A 16,652-nucleotide genomic window follows, 5' to 3' on the forward strand; every position below is an offset into this window, starting at 1 on the left:
TCTGGCCTTAATTGCCGGGGAGCCGTAAAAATGGCCGACACGAGTGCGCGGATGCTGCGCCTGCTCTCGCTCTTGCAGACCCATCGGCACTGGTCGGGCGTCGATTTGGCGGATCGACTCGGCATCTCGCTGCGGACCGTACGTCGCGATATCGATCGGCTGCGCGAACTCGGCTACCCGGTCGAGGCGCAGCGCGGGGTCGAAGGCGGCTACCGGTTGGCGCCCGGCGCGACTTTGCCGCCGCTGGTCCTCGATGACGAAGAGGCGGTCGCCCTGGCCCTGGGCTTGCAGGGCGCCGCGGACTCGGCCGTCGCGGGTATCGCCGAATCCTCGGTGCGGGCGCTGACCAAGCTCACCGATGTCATGCCGCCGCGACTGCGCCACCGGGTGGACTCGGTGCGCGCGATGACCGAATCCGCCGAACGCCGGATACCCGAACGGGTTCCGGTCACCGATCCGGACGCGCTGGTCGTCCTCGCGCAGGCGTGCCGCGACACGATGCGGGTGCGGTTCGACTACCTGGCCGCCGACGGTGCGGCCTCGATCCGCCATGTCGAACCGCTGCGCCTGATCTCCGCCCGCCGCCGCTGGTATCTGGTCTGCTACGACCTGGACCGGCAGGATTGGCGCAGCTTCCGCCTCGACCGCCTGCGCCGCCCGCACCCCACCGGCAGCCGCTTCCGACCCCGCGAACTGCCCGCCGTCGACGCCGTCGAATACATACGCTCACGCATCCACAACCCTCCGACCCCCTTCGCCATCGAGGTCCTCCTGCACACCAATGTGGACGCCGCGGATGTCCGCATCGGCGACTACGCCGAACTGGAGGCGATCGACGACGAACACTGCGTCATGCGGATGCGCGCCGACCAACTCGAATGGGCCGCATTGGCTTTGGGCATCGTCGGTTGCGAATTCACGGTCCGCACCCCACCGGAACTGCGGGAGTTGCTCACCGACTGGAGCACGCGTTTCGCTCGAGGGCGGCCCCGATGACCTGCGCGGCCGCCGGGAAGGCCCCCGGATTGGGTCCGGCATAGTTGAGCCGCAGGTAGGGCGCGGTGGGTTCGGCCGGGAACCACTCGGTCCCCGGCGCGACCAGCACACCGGCGGCCTCGCAGTCGGCCATCAGCCGCGTCAGGTCGGTGGCCTCGGGCAGGCGCGTCCACAGATTCAGACCGCCGCGCGGCACGGCCTCCAAATGCGCTGCGGGAATATGGGTTCGCAATGCCTCGACCAAGAGATCGCGCCGCGCGCCGAGTTGATGGCGAACTCCGCGCAAGTGGGTGCGCCAGGCGGGTTGGGTGACGATATCGAGCGCCGCGACCTGCAAAACTCCACTGACATAGGTGGATTCGGCCTGCGCGGCGGCGAGGATGCGTTCGCGGGCCGGACCTCGGGCGATGAGTCCGGCGATGCGCACCGCGGGCGACACGCTCTTGGTCAGCGAACGCAGATAGACGACATGCCCGGCGTCGTCGCGCGCGGCCAGCGGGGTCGACTCGGCGGTGATCCCGAAATCGTGCGCCCAATCGTCCTCGATGAGAAAGGCCCCGAATCGACGCGCGACGGCGAGCACCTCCGCCGCGATCTCCGAACTCCATTGCGCACCGGTGGGATTGGCGAAATTCGGTTGGACGTACATGGCCCGCGATCCGGTGCGCTCGAAGGCGCGGGCCAGTTCGTCCGGATCCGGCCCGCGCATATCGCTCGGCACCGGAACCACCTGCACACCCGACTGTTCCGCCGCCAGGACCGCACCCCAGTACGTGGGCGATTCGAGCAGTAGCGGTCGACCGGGACCCACCAGAGCGCGGAAGACGATGCTCAACCCGCTCTGACTGCCGGGCATGACGATGACATCGGCGGTGGCGGGCGGTGCGACGCCGACGGGGGTGGCCGCACCCAGTTCGGTGGCGAACCACGCCTGCAAATCGGGCAGACCCGCGGCGGGCGGCCTGCCGACCACCGCTTCCCCGCGCGCGGCGCGACCGAAGGCGGCCCGAATCAGCCGCTCGGGCAGCAGCTCTCGATCCGGATAGCCGGAGTTCATCGCGATCACCTCATTGGGCGCGATGCGCAGCGCCGCCGACAACTGCGGGGTGCGGCGCGGCTGTGAGCCGAGCGCCGCCGTCTGCCAACCGTATTCGTTCGGGCGGGCCACCCGGATGGCGCGAACGAAAGCACCGGCACCGGGCCGGGTTTCGATCAACCCCTGGGCGGACAGCGTCCGCAGCGCCTTCTGCACCGTGACCGGACCGGCCGAATGCTCGGCCACCAACGCCCGCGTCGAGGGCAGCCGAGCGCCCGGTGGCGCGGTGGCGATCCACTCGCGCAGTTTCGCCGCGATCCGCGAACTGTTATCGTCAGACATGAGTCACAATAGTAGCGCTACCCTTCAGAAGGCACAGGCGCTATCGTCCGGCACCGGACTCGGCTGGGGTCTGCTCGGCGTCGTCGGATTCTCCTTCACCATCCCGTTCACCCGAATCGCCGTCGCGGACGGCGGGATGTCGCCGCTGTTCATCGGCTCGGCGCGCGCCGTCGTCGCGGCGGTGCTCGCCGCCGCCGCGCTGGCACTGACCCGGCAGCCACTGCCACGCGGCAGGCAATGGATCGGTCTCGCGATCATCGCGGCTGGGGTCGTCGTCGGTTTCCCGCTACTGACCTCCTTTGCAATGCAAACGGTGCCCGCCGGTCACGGCGCGGTCGTGATCGCCCTGCTGCCCGCCGCCACGGCGGTCATGGCCGTGCTGCGGGGACGGGACCGACCGCGCACCGCCTTCTGGATCACGGCGGGTATCGGCGCGGTCCTCGCCGTCGTCTTCGCCGCCCGCCAGAACGGCGGCCTCGGCTCGCTGCACCTGACCGATCTGCTCCTGTTCTGCGGGGTCGGCGCGGCCGCCATCTCCTATGCCGAGGGCGCGCTGCTGTCGCGGGTGCTCGGATCCTGGCAGACGATGTGCTGGGCGCTGGTGCTCGGCGCGCCGCTCATGGTCGTACTCACCGGCATCGGCGCGGCCCAACAGCCCCCGACCGGAACCCCGGCCCAGTGGCTCGCCCTCACCTACCTCTCGGTGGTGAGCATGTTCCTGGCCTTCTTCGCCTGGTATCGCGGCCTGGCCATCGGGCCGATGGCGCAGGTCAGCCAGGTGCAACTCGTCCAGCCGGTGCTGTCGATCTGCTGGGCGGCCCTGCTGCTGCGCGAAAGCCTCACCTGGCCAACCGTTCTGGGCGGACTCGCGGTCGTCGCCTGCGCCGGCCTCGCTGTTCGCACCCGGCTCGGCTGATTCGGCCACCCGTTCGAGCTCGAACCGCCATAATGCCTCCGAATGGAACTATCGAGAGGTGCGCCCATGCCGTCCTTCGCCTCCTCCGCCGATCTCGGCGAGAAACAACGCACACTCGAGGTCCTCGCCGAAGGCGTCTACGCCCTCACAGCCGAGGGCGACCCGAATATCGGGGCGATCGAGGGCGAGGATTTCCTGCTCTGCTTCGAGGCACTCGCCACGCCGGTCGCGGCGCGCAAATGGTTGACGCTGCTGCGCGAGCACACCGACAAACCCGTGCGCTACCTGGTGCTCTCGCACTATCACGCGGTGCGGGTGCTCGGCGCGTCGGCCTTCGACGCGCAGACCATCGTGGCGCACCGCACCACCGCCGACCTGATCGAGGAACGCGGACTCGCCGACTGGAAAAGCGAATTCGCCCGCATGCCCCGCCTGGCCAACGGCGCGGAGTCGGTGCCGGGTCTGACCCACCCCACCATGACCTTCGCCGACACCATGACCATCGAACTCGGCGGCGACCGCGGCACGGTGGAACTGCGCCATCCCGGCAGGGGCCACACCGAGGGCGATTTGGTCGCCTGGCTCCCCCGCCAGGGCATTCTCTTCGCGGGCGACCTGGTGGAGGCGCAGGCCGCGCTCTACACCGGCGACGCGTTCCACCGGGAATGGTCGAGCACGACGTTGGACACGGTGCGCGCGCTCGGCGCGCGAACACTCATCGGCGGACGCGGCGCGGTCTCGCACGGTCGCGCGGCCGTCGAAGCCGCGATCGAGCAGACCCGCCACTTCCTGGCGGTGATGATCGCCGAGGTCGGCGCGGTCCAACAGCGCGGCGGCACGCTGAAGGAGGCATTCGAAGCCACCCACGCCGCCCTTTTCGAGGACTACGGTCGCTGGCCCATCTTCGAACACTGCCTGCCGTTCGATGTGTCCCGACTGTGGGACGAACTGTCCGGAATCGAGCGCCCCATCATCTGGACCGCCGAACGCGACCGCGAGGTGTGGGCGCGATTGCAGGGGTAGCGATGCATGCCGAGGTGGCCGTCATCGGCAACGGACCGGTCGGCCAGACCACCGCATTGCTGCTCGCCCGCTGGGGAATTCGGGTGCTGCTGCTGGATCGTCGCCCGAGCCGGGACGCGATCGGCTCCAAAGCCATCTGTCAGCAGCGCGATGTACTCGATATCTGGGCGGCGGTCGGCGCGGGCGCGCGCATCGCCGAGGAGGGCCTCACCTGGACCACGGCCCGCACCTTCTACCGGGATCGCGAGTTGTTCTCCCGCGAGCTCACCGATCCGGGCTGCTCACCGTTCCCGCCTTTCGTCAACCTCTCGCAGTCGCGCACCGAGCGGATTCTCGACGAACGCATCGCCGCCGAACCGCGCATCGAGGTGCGCTGGGATCACCTGGTCACCGATATCGCGCAGCATCCGGAGGGGATAACACTGCGCTGCACCACTTCTCGCGGACAGACCGAGATCGCCACCGCCTACGCGGTGGCCTGTGCGGGCGCGCAGGGTGCGCAACTGCGCCGCCTGCTCGGCATCGGTTTCGAAGGTGAGAGCTTCGACGACAGATTCCTGATCTGCGATATCCGCACGGATCTGCCCGACTGGTCGCGGGAGCGGCGCTTCTATTTCGATCCGGAGTGGAATCCGGGACGCCAGGTGCTGATCCACCCCTGCCCGGATTCGACCTTCCGCATCGACTGGCAGGTCCCCGGCGACTACGACCTCGACGCGGAGGAATCCACCGGCGAACTCGACGCCCGTATCCGCCGCATCATCGGCGATCGACCCTATGGGATCGTCTGGAAATCGGTGTACCGCTTCCACTCCCGCATCGCCGACCGCCTGCGCGCGGGCCGGGTGCTGCTCGCGGGCGACTGCGCGCACCTGGTGGCGCCCTTCGGCGCGCGCGGCCTCAATTCCGGTGTCGCCGACGCCGAGAACGCCGCCTGGAAGCTGGCTTTCGTGCTGCGCGGCTGGGCGCCGGAGGCCCTGCTCGACTCCTACCACGCGGAACGGCACGCGGCCGCGCGGGAGAATATCGATATCACCACGCACACCATGGATTTCCTCGTCCCGCGCACGCCCGAACTCCAGCGCCGGCGGCGCGAGACCCTGGATGCGGTGGCCGCCGATCCCACCCTCGCCGACGCGGTCGACTCGGGACGGCTCTGCGAACCGCACCGGTATGTCGAATCACCCTTGACCACAGCCAATCCCGAGGCGCCCATCGCGCCGGGCACGCTGGTGCCGGATGTCCCGATCACCCTGGACGGCAGCCCGACACGGCTGCGCGCCATCGCCAGAGACGGATTCCTCGTCGTGACGACGAATCCCGGCGCGGTCGCGCCGGATTCGCCCTTCCCCCTGCGCGTCGTGAACGCCGCCGGGACCACGCTGCCCGTCGGGGCGGTCTTCCTCATCCGCCCCGACGCCCATGTCGCGGCCGTCCTCCCCTCGGTCGACGACCTGCCCGCGGCACTGCGCCGGGCGACCGCCCGTCAATGATCCCGAGGCTCGGCCAACCAGCGCAGTAGATCGAGGATATCCACATCGTCCGCGCGCAGCACGGCGTACAGCGCCGCGACGATCTCGCTCCGCGTGTGTAGGACTTCAAAATCGCGATCTCGGAACAATTGTGGCAGCACCAGCGCCATTCCGGCCCACACCTGCGGGCGCGACGGATCCTCGCGCAGCGAGGCCAGGTAGGACACCATCGCCTGTTCGTGGCGGCCCGCGAGATACTCCCTATCGCCGCCAGAGACCGCCATGCTCCGATCGCGCAGTGCGTGCGCGAGTGCCAGCGTGCGGTAACCGGCGGGAATCGCGTCCTGGTCGACCGGCCGGGACACGGCAGGCAACTCCGGCCGCCGCTCGCCCGCACGCCACCGCCGCGCCAACTCCGCGATATCCCCCGCATCCGGACGCAGATTCCGTACCCGCCAGAACGTCCGGTGCGCCCGAACCACCTCGGCCGCGGTGGATCTCGCCACCGCGGGCACATCCTCGAGCAACCACGGCTCCATCGCGGCCGCCAAGGTGCGCACCAGCGTCAATCCGGCGGCGGTCAACGCGCGCGAACCCGCCGCCTGCTCGATCGCCTCGGCCACCTGCCCGCGCCACAGGACGAAATCGATATGCGCCGCCGGGCCACCGTGGCAGTCGGAATGCCGATGCACCCGCCAGAAATCGGTGACGCCGAAGAAGGCGTAGATCCCGTGCAGCAGTCCGGGCAGCGGGCGCGGATCGTCGCGCCACGGGGCGTAGAACAGTGGGCCGGGATCGAATTCGACCAGGTCCACCCGGTCGAGCAGCAGATTCAGCTTGGTGTGCTGGACCTCGTGGATGAGGGTCAACGCCAACTGGCACGGATCCGCGGGCGCGGTGGTGTACACGCATCCGCCGCCCGCCGTCGCGGTGTGGCTGGCGGCATCGGTGCGCGGCCGCGCGCTCAGCGGTGCGAGCATTCGCAGCGCCTCGTGCATGGGTTGGCGATACCCGGCGAAGTCCCGGCCGAGCAGATCCCAAGCGTCGGCGAAGGTTTCGCGCCAGGTCTCCGCTTCGGCGGCTGTCAGCCTGGGGGCTTCGTCCTGCTGCAGGTCGCGCAGCGGGTCGAGATCGTCCAGGACGATATCGGCACGGACCTTGCGCATGGGCAGCCAGCCGGATTCGTCCTCGGCATCCAGGGCGCGGACCCGGACGACAACATCATCCATGGTGAATGTCAGTGCCCCGCCTGACCATTCGAGGCGGGCGTGGCCGTCCACCGCACCCAGTCGAGCCAGACCGATGCCCGGCAAGACCACCGCACCCGCGCGCACCACGACCGCCAACTCCCCGGCCGACTCGCACATCACCGCGCAAGCCGCCGCGAGCCAACCCAGGTAGCCGCATTCGACCCACAGCGGCATCGTCGCGGAATCGGTGCCGCGGACCCGGCGGATGGTGCGCGTCAACCAGGTCCCGGTATGCGGATGGCTCAGCATCGCGCGCACCTGCCTCGGATACTCGCGCTGTAGTTCGGCCAGCCGCCGGTAGGCCGCCGGGAGTCCCGCCGCGTCGGCGATCTCGGGTGCGATCTCGCTCATGAGCAACCGCAGCAGGATCATGCGGGTCAGCACCACCTCGTCGAATAGATCGGCGATGGCCTCCGAGGATCCGAACCCGGTACTCAAATCCGCTGTGACGCTGTCGATGTGCACGCCGTTCACGAACCTTCTCCTGTCTGGCGCGACCGCGCGAGATCGGTGCCGACCCGCGAGTCGATGTGACGGATCAATTTGGTGAGATCGGCGCAGTAGACGGAGGGGTGCCGGAATCCGCTGTCCGCGCGGTAGCGATGCACGTAGTGACCGCCGCCGCACACGGTGTGGATCGGGCAGGCCCGGCACTCGTCGCTGAGCGCCTCCACGCCGATTTGTCGGGCGATGACCGCGGGCAGCCGCATCGCCTCGTCCAGGGCATTGCCCAGCCCGCGCAGACCGAACCCGGCGGCCCCCGCATAGGCCGATTTGAGCTCGTCGACCTGTTCGAGCGTGCCGTCGGTCTCGATGACGGCCAGTTGAATGGGTTCCAGGCCAATGAGTTCCGAACCGGCCGTGCCGCCGATCAGCAGATCGACGATATCCTCGAACAGCCGCACGCTCGTCGTCGCGGCACGCTCGCCGTACCAGCGGTCGAAGATCGGGATGAGCCAGTCGGCATAGGGCGTTTCCGTCGAGTCCGCGACGCGATGCGGCGGCGGGTTGGTCCAGTTGCCGTGCGGTAGTAGGAAATCCACCGAGGGCGGCCGAAAACGCAGCAGGCCCTCATAGGTGCGGATCGGATCGTTGGCGACGTCGATGGTGCACAGCAGTCCGCCGTAGAGATGCCGGTACTCCGGCGCGGACAGCCGCGCCAGTGCGGCGGCCACGTCGGCGTGGCTGCCGCGACCCCGCCGATCGCGCCGGTGCCGGTCGTTGGCGGTCGCGTCGCCGTCCAGGCTGACGCCGATGCCGATATTCCACTGCGCGCACAGGCGCAGGAATTCGTCGTCGAGCAGCACGCCATTGGTCTGCATGCTCAGCTGGACACCGAGGTGCTTGCCGAGCGTTTCGCGCGCATGTCGCGCGAAGAATGCGAGTTCGGCATGGCCCGCCAACAGCGGCTCGCCACCGTGGAACACCAGTTGGACCGCGTCGATTTTGTGCCGCAGCGCATGTTCGCCTATCATCGCGCAGGCGGTCGTGAAAGTTTCGCGGCGCATGACCTTGGGCTGATTGCGCCAGCCCTGGTCCGCCATTTCGTAGATATAGCAGTAGTCGCATGCGAGATTGCATCGACTATGGATTTTGACGACGAATTCCGTGAATGGTAGCGGCGTCCATTCGGCCCGCCGCAGCGCGGCCGCGTCCAATCCGGATTCGGGCCACATCGGTCGAAACTCGGGAATCTCGAGCGGAATCGAATCCGAGGCCATGACGGCTCCTCACGACGGGTTTTTCGACGGTGGAACCCTGCGGCGGGCCAGGGCGGTGCCCGCCGCAGGGATTACTGCACCGCGCTGACTACGCTCCGGTCCCGATGATGGACTGGAACTTCTGGCTGCGCACCGCACCGGTCAACTGACGCTCGATCGCGGCCAGCAGTGCGGGGGCGGCATCGGCCAGCACCTCTCGACCAAGGGGGAATTCGGCCATTCCCATTTCGGTCTCCAGATCGGCGAGTTCGGCGAGTTTCGTCATTTTCAAAACCTCTCTCTGTGAATCAATGACGCAATCAGGATGCATCGTGAATTCGCGATCGACCAAAGAAATGCTGTTCCCAAATTCGGGAGTGGGGGCCGTTTCTGCCATGATGGTCGACACAAGGGGCGATGCGGCCACCGAACGCATTCGAAAGTCCGATACTTCGCTTTTCACCTCCGATACGACACGCGGCGGGTTATGGTGCTGGGGTCCGCGGCGAACAGGAGGATCCCGCGATGTCCGACAGCCACACCTGGTCGGTGCTCGAGGCGCGAACGGCGCTGCGGGCGCGACGATTGAGCGCGCGAGAGTACGCCGAGGACCTGATCGCGCGCACCCGCGCACTGGCCGCCCTCGGCGCATACATCACGCCCACACCGGAATTCGCCACAAGAGCACCCAATCCCGGTCCACTGCAAGGCATTCCACTTGCCATCAAGGACAACATCGATATCGCCGGGGTCCGCACCACCGCCGCGACACCGCGGTTGCGCGAGCACATCCCCACCGCCGATTCGGCCGCCTGGCGGCTGCTCGCGGCGGCGGGCGCGGTACTGCTCGGCAAGACGAGCATGCACGAACTCGCTTACGGCGCAACGGGTGCGTGCACTGCCGCACCCACCGCGCGCAATCCCGTCGCCCCCACCCACCTCGCGGGCGGCAGCAGTTCCGGCACGGCCGCGGCCGTGGCGGCGGGCCTGGCCCCGGCGGGTCTGGGCACCGATACCGGCGGTTCGGTCCGCATCCCCGCCGCGGTGTGCGGCATCATCGGCTTCCGCCCGAGCACCGGGCGCTATCCCGAATCCGGAGTTCTGCACCTGTCCCCCACTCGCGACGCGATCGGCGTGATGGCGCGCACGGTGCCGGATATTCTACTGCTCGATGCCGTCCTGACCGGCCGAAAACCGTCCACCCCAAGGGGTTCGGGACCGCAGCGGCTCGCGATCCCGCAGGAGGGGTGGCGCGATCTGCATCCGGAGGTGCACCGCCTCGCCACCCGCGCGCTCGATGCGCTGGAACGCGCAGGCCACCAACTGATCCCGGTGGACGAAAGCGTCCACGGCGGCTCCCTGGACGAACTGCTTCCGCTCGCCATGTGGGTTTCGCTGGCCGAGACCCCCGCCGCCTTCCGGGCCTACCTCGCCGATTCGACGGCGACATTCGAGGAGGTCATCGCCTCGATCGCCTCCCCGGACGTACGCGAGATCCTCACCCCGCTGCTCGAGTTCCCCATCCCCGAGCAGCAGTATCGAGCCGACCTGAAAACCCAAGCCCGCCTGCGCGAGACGGCCGCGGCGGCCCGCACCGAATTCGCCGCGACCGTCATGCCGACCACCGTGCTGCCCGCCGTCCCGGTCGGAAGCGGCACGCACCTGGTCCACAATGGCGTCGAGGCGCCCACCTTCCCCACGTTCCTCCGGCACACCGGCCCGGCCGCGATCCTCGGCCTGCCATCGATCACCCTCCCCATCGGCGCCACCCGCGACGGACTGCCGGTCGGCCTCCAGTTCGACGGCCATCCACAGCGCGATATCGACCTGCTCCACCTCGCCGAGTGCCTGAGCGCGGTCATCAATCCGGACCGTCGAGCGCCCGACTGAGCCGCGCCGCCTCGGTGTCCAATGCCGCGGCACGCAAATAGATCTCGGTCGAATCGGCCATTCGTCCCTGCCAGAGTGAGACGAGTTGCGCGCTGCGCGCCACCCGTTCGGCGGCGATGGCCCGCGCGGCCTCGTCGCGGCCCGCCGCGATCAGCCGCTCCGCGTCCTGATCCTCGACCAACCGCCGCTCGGCCTGATAGGCCCTGCGGCGGCAATGATCCGGGTCGACCACGCTCTCGCGCAGTTCCACCGCCTGCTGCAACAGATCGTCGACCACCCGGTGCCGCGGATCATAGGCGGCAGGCGCAGGGTTCTGCTCGAATTCGTGCGGCGGCGCGAGGATCTCGGGTTCGGCGGGTTCGGGCGGCGGTGCGGCGGCCCGCGCGGCCATGCGCCGCTCATCCTCGGCCCATGCCTGCATCAAGGCCCGATAGTCCTCCACCTCGGTCCTGGTGATCGGTCGGTGGCGCAGATGCGCGGTCAGGTTGGCCAGTTCGGCCCCGGTGGGATCGCGCAGCACCACGATCACCTGCCCGATCGGCTCCGGCGCGGCCCGCCCCTTCGCCTCGGCGTCGATGGCGGTGTCGCGACTCTCCTCCATCGCGTACAGGCAGGCCTGTTCGAACAGCTCGCCCGCGATCTCGAAGGCCAACCGCGTGGTCGCTCCGGTCCACGGATGCGGTTCGCCCCAGCGCTGCACCCCGTACTCCACCACCCGGCTTCCGTATCGAACCTCCCACGAATAGGCGGCATCCCGATCAGTCTCGTCGGTCGTCACGCCACGATTGTCGCGCCACCGACGGGCGCACGCCGCGCGCAGCGCCGATACGCTAGCGACCCGATACCGCCGCGACCGCGATCACCAGGTCCTGCCACGACATTCCGGTGCCCTTGAACAGCAGGGGCCGATCCCGCCCGTACCCTCGCGGGTCCGAAACCGCCGCGCGCAGCGGGACAAGATCGCCCGCGACCAGCGCACCCTCGGCGACGGCAAGCACGATATCGCCCGCCTCCCGCAGCGCCGTCGCGACATCCTCGACCACGACCCGCGCCCGCCGACACAGCGCCGCGTCGACCTCGCGCTGCCCCGGATCGTGCGAACCGATGGCGATGACGATCGCGTCGGCACGCAGTATCGAGGAATCGAATAGGGGGTCGCGCGCACCCGTCGCGCAGACGACCACATCGGCGGCCGCCGTCGCCGCGAGCGCTTCGGCTTCGCCGTATGCCAATACCCGTGCCGAAGCGGCCAATTCGCGGTAGTTCCCTGGATGGCGCACCACATGGCACACCTCGTCGACGGCCGCGACGGCACGCAATGTCTCGACATGTCCGAGCGCCTGCGGCCCACCCCCGTAGACGACCACCCGCGGCGCCCCGCCGAGAGCCGGCCGAACAGCCGCGACCGAGACGGCCGGGGTGCGCACCGCCGTCAGAGCCGGACCGTCCAACAACGCACGCGGCGTGAGCGTCTCGGCGTCGAACAGCACATAGAGCCCCTGGATGCGGGGACGTCCCAGCGCCGGATTGCCCGGCGCGACCGTGGCCACCTTGACACCGGCGTAATCGCCGAAATCCGCAGGCATGATGAGGAATTCACCGGTGCGCAGTAGGACCCGCCCACGCGCCGGATCCGCACCGGGATCCAGCCCGCCGCGCAGTGCGTCCTCGATCGCCGCGACCGCCTCGGCGGGCGGCAACAACGCCCGCAACTCGGTAGCGTCTAGGAATTCAACGGGCAAACCCGGCACCAAGCCACGGTACCGCAGCGGGCTCGGGATTCTCGGTCAACCAACTATGCTCGGCCGCTTGAATATTCGGCGCCAACCGTCGATACAGTTCGATGCCCCGCTTGCTCAACTGCAACCGCACCCGCCGACGATCCTCCGCATCGACCTCGCGATAGACCAGCGCCCTGGTGACAAGTCGATCGATTACCCTCGTGAGGGTCGGCGCGGAGGTGAGCGTCCGCGACCGCAGCTCCGACATGGCCAATTCCGGCACCTCGGCCAGCGCCTCGATGACCAACCAATCGTCCACGCCGAGCTGCTCGGGCGCGAGCTGAGCCTCGATGGCGGCGCCGACCTGTCGCGCCGCCGTCATGACCCGCGCTGTGAGGGAGCGGCCGTCCGGAGGCGGGGCGGAATGCTGCGCCATCGCAATCCTCTCGAAACCGTTGCGGGCGAGGCGAACGCCCTCGATACTTCAGGGGAAATGTTATCAGGCACCTTCGTTCGCATCCGCCCGCCGAACCCCGTGGACCGGGCGTGACCGGCGCGGCAGCCGCGCAGCGAGCGCGCGCCGAATCCTGGCGTATCGCCATGGTCGTGCCACTGCAGGGTCCGGCCGGGGTGTACGGGGCCTCCTGCGCGGCCGTCAGCGAACTCGCGGCACACGATCTCAACGAGCGCGGCGGCGTCCTGGGCCGCGAGGTGCAGATCGAACTGGTCGACGGCGGCGGACGTCCGGCGGCGGTGGCCGCGCGGGTGGCCCGGCTGGTGGCGGCGGGCCGGATCGACGCGGTCAGCGGCTGGCATATCTCCTCGGTGCGCCGCGCCCTGATTCCGGTGCTCGCGGACCGGGTGCCCTACGCCTACACCTCCCTCTACGAGGGCGGGGAACGGCACGCGGGCGTCTACTGCTGCGGCGAAACCCCGCGTCAGCAGTTGGAACCCGCGCTGCGCTGGCTGCGCGACAATGCCGGGACCAAACGCTGGTTCGTCGTCGGCGACAACTACGTGTGGCCGCAGCGCTCACTGGCCGCAGTCCGCGAATACGCCACCGAACTGGGTCTGCATCTGGTCGGCGGCGCCTTCGTCGAACTCGGCGGCGGCAATATGCGCCGGGTGGTGGATCGGGTGGCCCGCTCCGGCTGCGAGGCGGTGCTCATGCTGCTGGTCGGGCAGGACGCGGTGGAGTTCAACCGCGCCTTCGCCCAGCGCGGGCTTCAGGACAGCGTCCTGCGGTTCAGCCCGCTGATGGAGGAGAACATGCTGCTGGCCAGCGGGTACGACGCGACCCGAGGTCTGGTAGTCGCCTCCGGCTACTTTTCCTCGCTCGTGGACGGCAACGCGATGGAATTGGTTGGCCGCTACGCCGCGCTGCACGGCACCGTCGCGCCGGTGATCGGCGCGGCTGCCGAATCATGTTACGAAGGGGCGCAACTACTTTCGACACTCGTCGCGCGCGCGGGCGATACGGTCGACCTGGGTCGCGATGCCGACGGTATCGCCTACGAGGGTCCGCGCGGGACCGTGGAATTCCGCGGACGCGAAGCGCGCCAACGGATCCACCTCGCGGTGGCCAATGGTTTCGACTTCGATGTCATCACCACGCTGACCTAGCGCACCACGGTTCGCCCATCGCGGATCTCCGCGTGCAGGACCAGCGGCTCTCCCGGAACCCGCTGCCGCAGAATCGCTTCCGCGACCGGCTCGGCGAGCAACCTGCGCAGACCGCGTCGCAGTCCGCGCGCACCGTACACCGGGTCGAATCCGGTGCGGACCAACAGATCCGACACGCTCGCATCGCAATCCAGCCGCACCCCTTGCCGTTCGAGCCGCACCGCCAGTCGCTCGATCTCCAAGCGGGCCACCGAATGGGCAGTCGGCTCGTCGAAGCGATTGAGCACCACGATCTCGTCGATCCGGTTATAGAACTCCGGATCGAAATAATCCTCGACCGCCCGATGCACCACCGCCCGGTCGGCCGTCCGTCCGGCGCTCGCGCGCCGCAGCCGCCCGCGCAGGGAACGCTGTTCGCGCGCCAGCGCCACCGAACCGAGATTCGAGGTCAGGAAGACGTAGCTGTTGCGAAAGGAGATGCGCTCCTTGCCATTCGCCAGCCGCAACTCCCCCGTGTCGAGGACGTGCAACAGTGCGCGCACCACCGTGGCATCGGCCTTCTCGATCTCGTCGAACAGCACGATGCCCGGCGTGTAGGGATCGCCTTCGATCACGCCCTTATCGAAGAGCGACAGTGATTCCTTGCTGCCCGCGTACCCCGGCGGCGCGCCGGTGAACGAGGCCGCGTAGTGCTCCTGCGCGAGCGCGTTCATATCGATGCGGCACAGGTCCTCCGGCCCGGAGCGCAGGACCGCGGCGACCTGTCGCACCAGTTCGGTCTTGCCGACACCGGTCGGCCCGACCAGCAGAATGCTGGTCAGCGGCCGTTCCGGATCGGCGGCGCCGACGTGCGCGAGGGTGATGGCGCGCACGACGGCGTCGATCGCCTCGGGCTGGCCGAGGATGGCCGCACCCAGCCGCGCGGCCGGCCGCTCCCGGTCGAATCCCACTGGATCAGCGGCCTTGGCACGGTTCTGGTCGTGGAGCATATCGGTCAGGTACGGCAATGCGAATTCCTATGCCTCGTGGGTCTTCTCGATGGGGAGCGAACCGACGCGGCAGTCGGCGACGCCGACGGTGTCGCGGGTGATGGCCTCCACCCGCTGCTGCGCCTTGGCCGCGTCGGTGACCCAGAGTTGATAGAACTCGAACGGGCAGTCCGCGACGCCCTTGTCGCCGTCGCCCGCCGCGTGCACACCGGAGTAGCCGCGATGCAGCAGTTTGAACAGGTGATTCTGCGACTGGTCGTAGGTGCGCGCGTCGCGGATGGCCGAGATGGACAACTGCGCGTACTGGATGCCGTACTCCTCCTCACCGGTCTCGCCGAGGGTGCGCCCGTCGAAGCCGATGATCGACGAGTGGCCGAAATAGGAGTAGACGCCGTCGAATCCGGCGGCATTGGCCACCGCGACGTAGCAGTTGTTGGCCCATGCCATGGCCTTGGCCATGAGCACCTGCTGATCCTTGGCCGGATACATGTAGCCCTGGCAGCGCACGATGAGTTCCGCGCCCTTCATCGCGCAGTCGCGCCAGATCTCCGGGTAGTTGCCGTCATCGCAGATGATCAGCGAGACCTTCAGGCCCTTCGGGCCTTCGGTGACGTAGGTGGTGTCCCCCGGATACCACCCCTCGATCGGGCACCAGGGCAGGATCTTCCGGTACTTCTGCACGATCTCGCCCTGATCGTTGATCAGGACGAGGGTGTTGTACGGAGGTTTGCGCGGATGCTCCTCGTGCTGTTCGCCGGTGAGGGAGAACACGCCCCACACTCCCGCCTCGCGACAGGCGGCGGAGAAGATGGCCGTCTCCTCGCCGGGAATGGTGGCGGCGGTGGCGTACATCTCCTGCTCGTCGTACATGATGCCCTGGGTGGAGTACTCCGGGAACACCACCAGGTCCATACCGGGCAGGCCGGTCTTCATGCCGACCAGCATCTCGGCGATCTTCCTGGCGTTCTCGATGACCTCGGCCTTGGTGTGCAGCCGAGGCATCTTGTAGTTGACTACGGCCACGCCCACGGTATCGGGGCTGGAGGAGATGTCGCCGTGCCTCATGATGGTGCTCCTTCGTATTCGGGTTGAGCGGCAAGGGAAGTCGTGCGGGCGCCCAGCATCCAGGCCAGGCCGATGAGTACGGCCAGACCGACCCCCCACCCGGCGGCCTGCGCGCCGGTGGGGTGAAAGTGCCCGGTCAGGGCGAGGAAGGCGGGCAGGGAACAGGTCGGCTGACTCAGCAGCACGGCGGTCCATCCGGCGAACCCGGTCAGTTTTTCCCGCCCGAGGCCGAGTACCAGGAAGAACAGTGCCCACAGCACCGCCCACGACAACCAGATGACACCGAAGACCGGATCGTGGGAGATGCCGAAGGAGATACCGGCGTACACCACGGCCGCGACCGCGACGAAGGCGGAGAACCAGCCCAAACCCTGTGGGGCGCAGTCGATATAGGTGCCGATGCCCACGTAGAGGTAGGTGAACCCGAACAGGTAGAGCCCGGAGGCGGCGAGCACCGCGGTTTGCTCGCCGTGGGCTTGGATCAGCAGCGCCGTCGGCACCACGCATTGCAGCGCGCCGACCAGCAGATTCATCACGGCTGCCGATCGATTCGGGACGATGCCCAAAAGCATCAGCCCGTTGATCAGCAAGACGGCTCCGACATAGAGCAGACCGACATTGGCCATACT

At 68.5% G+C, this 16,652-nt stretch carries 16 protein-coding genes; 6 read left to right on the forward strand and 10 right to left on the reverse strand.

The window, feature by feature from the left end; translation table 11 throughout:
• Positions 1-30: 30 nt before the first annotated feature.
• On the forward strand, positions 31-996 hold the full coding sequence (locus D5S18_RS07320; RefSeq protein ID WP_120039076.1) for a helix-turn-helix transcriptional regulator: 966 nt from the start codon (positions 31-33) through the stop codon (positions 994-996).
• On the opposite strand, the gene D5S18_RS07325 is transcribed toward D5S18_RS07320, so the two are convergent.
• Complete coding sequence (locus D5S18_RS07325; RefSeq protein ID WP_120039077.1) at positions 953-2,374, reverse strand: aminotransferase-like domain-containing protein; 1,422 nt, start codon at positions 2,372-2,374, stop codon at positions 953-955. The two genes, D5S18_RS07320 and D5S18_RS07325, sit on opposite strands and share 44 nt — an antisense overlap.
• Here D5S18_RS07325 and D5S18_RS07330 point away from each other — a divergent pair.
• The 3 genes from D5S18_RS07330 to D5S18_RS07340 are packed head-to-tail and all read left to right on the forward strand — an operon-like array spanning position 2,373 to position 5,806.
• Entirely contained in the window at positions 2,373-3,290 is a 918-nt protein-coding gene (locus tag D5S18_RS07330; protein ID WP_120039078.1) for a DMT family transporter, read from the forward strand. The genes D5S18_RS07325 and D5S18_RS07330 overlap by 2 nt on opposite strands.
• A 42-nt stretch (positions 3,291-3,332) precedes the next feature.
• The gene (locus tag D5S18_RS07335) at positions 3,333-4,313 is read left to right on the forward strand and encodes an MBL fold metallo-hydrolase (protein WP_239003604.1); all 981 of its coding nucleotides are present in this window, start codon (positions 3,333-3,335) and stop codon (positions 4,311-4,313) included.
• Positions 4,314-4,315: 2 nt separating this feature from the next.
• A complete protein-coding gene (locus D5S18_RS07340) occupies positions 4,316-5,806 on the forward strand; it encodes an FAD-dependent monooxygenase (protein WP_120039080.1) in 1,491 nt (496 codons plus the stop codon).
• On the opposite strand, the gene D5S18_RS07345 is transcribed toward D5S18_RS07340, so the two are convergent.
• The 3 genes from D5S18_RS07345 to D5S18_RS34785 all read right to left on the reverse strand — a co-directional run bounded on the left by D5S18_RS07345 (position 5,800) and on the right by D5S18_RS34785 (position 9,021).
• Complete coding sequence (locus D5S18_RS07345; RefSeq protein ID WP_158607818.1) at positions 5,800-7,509, reverse strand: HEXXH motif domain-containing protein; 1,710 nt, start codon at positions 7,507-7,509, stop codon at positions 5,800-5,802. The genes D5S18_RS07340 and D5S18_RS07345 overlap by 7 nt on opposite strands.
• The gene (locus D5S18_RS07350; protein ID WP_203236643.1) at positions 7,506-8,756 is read right to left on the reverse strand and encodes an FxsB family cyclophane-forming radical SAM/SPASM peptide maturase; all 1,251 of its coding nucleotides are present in this window, start codon (positions 8,754-8,756) and stop codon (positions 7,506-7,508) included. Before D5S18_RS07350 ends, D5S18_RS07345 begins: the two co-directional genes overlap by 4 nt.
• 88 nt (positions 8,757-8,844) lie before the next feature.
• Positions 8,845-9,021, reverse strand: coding sequence for a hypothetical protein (locus D5S18_RS34785; protein WP_158607819.1), 177 nt, complete (start codon positions 9,019-9,021; stop codon positions 8,845-8,847).
• A 239-nt stretch (positions 9,022-9,260) separates the two neighbouring features.
• Between D5S18_RS34785 and D5S18_RS07355 the strand changes: the two genes are divergently transcribed.
• Positions 9,261-10,625 carry an amidase family protein gene (locus D5S18_RS07355; protein WP_158607820.1) on the forward strand — a complete coding sequence of 455 codons (1,365 nt, stop codon included), beginning with the start codon at positions 9,261-9,263 and terminating at the stop codon, positions 10,623-10,625.
• On the opposite strand, the gene D5S18_RS07360 is transcribed toward D5S18_RS07355, so the two are convergent.
• Genes D5S18_RS07360 through D5S18_RS07370 form a run of 3 tightly spaced genes read right to left on the reverse strand, consistent with a single transcriptional unit; the run spans position 10,597 to position 12,782 of the window.
• Entirely contained in the window at positions 10,597-11,403 is an 807-nt protein-coding gene (locus D5S18_RS07360; protein WP_120039083.1) for a hypothetical protein, read from the reverse strand. The genes D5S18_RS07355 and D5S18_RS07360 overlap by 29 nt on opposite strands.
• Positions 11,404-11,455: 52 nt before the next feature.
• The gene (locus D5S18_RS07365; protein WP_239003605.1) at positions 11,456-12,337 is read right to left on the reverse strand and encodes an ornithine cyclodeaminase family protein; all 882 of its coding nucleotides are present in this window, start codon (positions 12,335-12,337) and stop codon (positions 11,456-11,458) included.
• Positions 12,338-12,356: 19 nt separating this feature from the next.
• Positions 12,357-12,782 (reverse strand): MarR family winged helix-turn-helix transcriptional regulator, encoded by a 426-nt coding sequence (locus D5S18_RS07370; RefSeq protein WP_120039084.1) that lies wholly within the window; start codon positions 12,780-12,782, stop codon positions 12,357-12,359.
• 164 nt (positions 12,783-12,946) lie between these two features.
• Here D5S18_RS07370 and D5S18_RS07375 point away from each other — a divergent pair, with 164 nt between their 5' ends.
• Complete coding sequence (locus tag D5S18_RS07375; RefSeq protein WP_120039241.1) at positions 12,947-13,969, forward strand: substrate-binding domain-containing protein; 1,023 nt, start codon at positions 12,947-12,949, stop codon at positions 13,967-13,969.
• Here the strand turns inward: D5S18_RS07375 and D5S18_RS07380 are convergent.
• Genes D5S18_RS07380 through D5S18_RS07390 form a run of 3 tightly spaced genes read right to left on the reverse strand, consistent with a single transcriptional unit; the run spans position 13,966 to position 16,649 of the window.
• Complete coding sequence (locus D5S18_RS07380) at positions 13,966-14,976, reverse strand: AAA family ATPase (RefSeq protein ID WP_120039085.1); 1,011 nt, start codon at positions 14,974-14,976, stop codon at positions 13,966-13,968. The genes D5S18_RS07375 and D5S18_RS07380 overlap by 4 nt on opposite strands.
• A gap of 9 nt (positions 14,977-14,985) precedes the next feature.
• A complete protein-coding gene (locus D5S18_RS07385; protein WP_120039086.1) occupies positions 14,986-16,023 on the reverse strand; it encodes an aliphatic amidase in 1,038 nt (345 codons plus the stop codon).
• Complete coding sequence (locus tag D5S18_RS07390) at positions 16,020-16,649, reverse strand: AmiS/UreI family transporter (RefSeq protein WP_120039087.1); 630 nt, start codon at positions 16,647-16,649, stop codon at positions 16,020-16,022. The genes D5S18_RS07385 and D5S18_RS07390 overlap by 4 nt, the downstream gene beginning before the upstream one ends.
• Positions 16,650-16,652 lie beyond the last annotated feature (3 nt).

It is taken from the genome of Nocardia panacis, assembly GCF_003598715.1.
GTDB classification, from domain to species: domain Bacteria; phylum Actinomycetota; class Actinomycetes; order Mycobacteriales; family Mycobacteriaceae; genus Nocardia; species Nocardia panacis.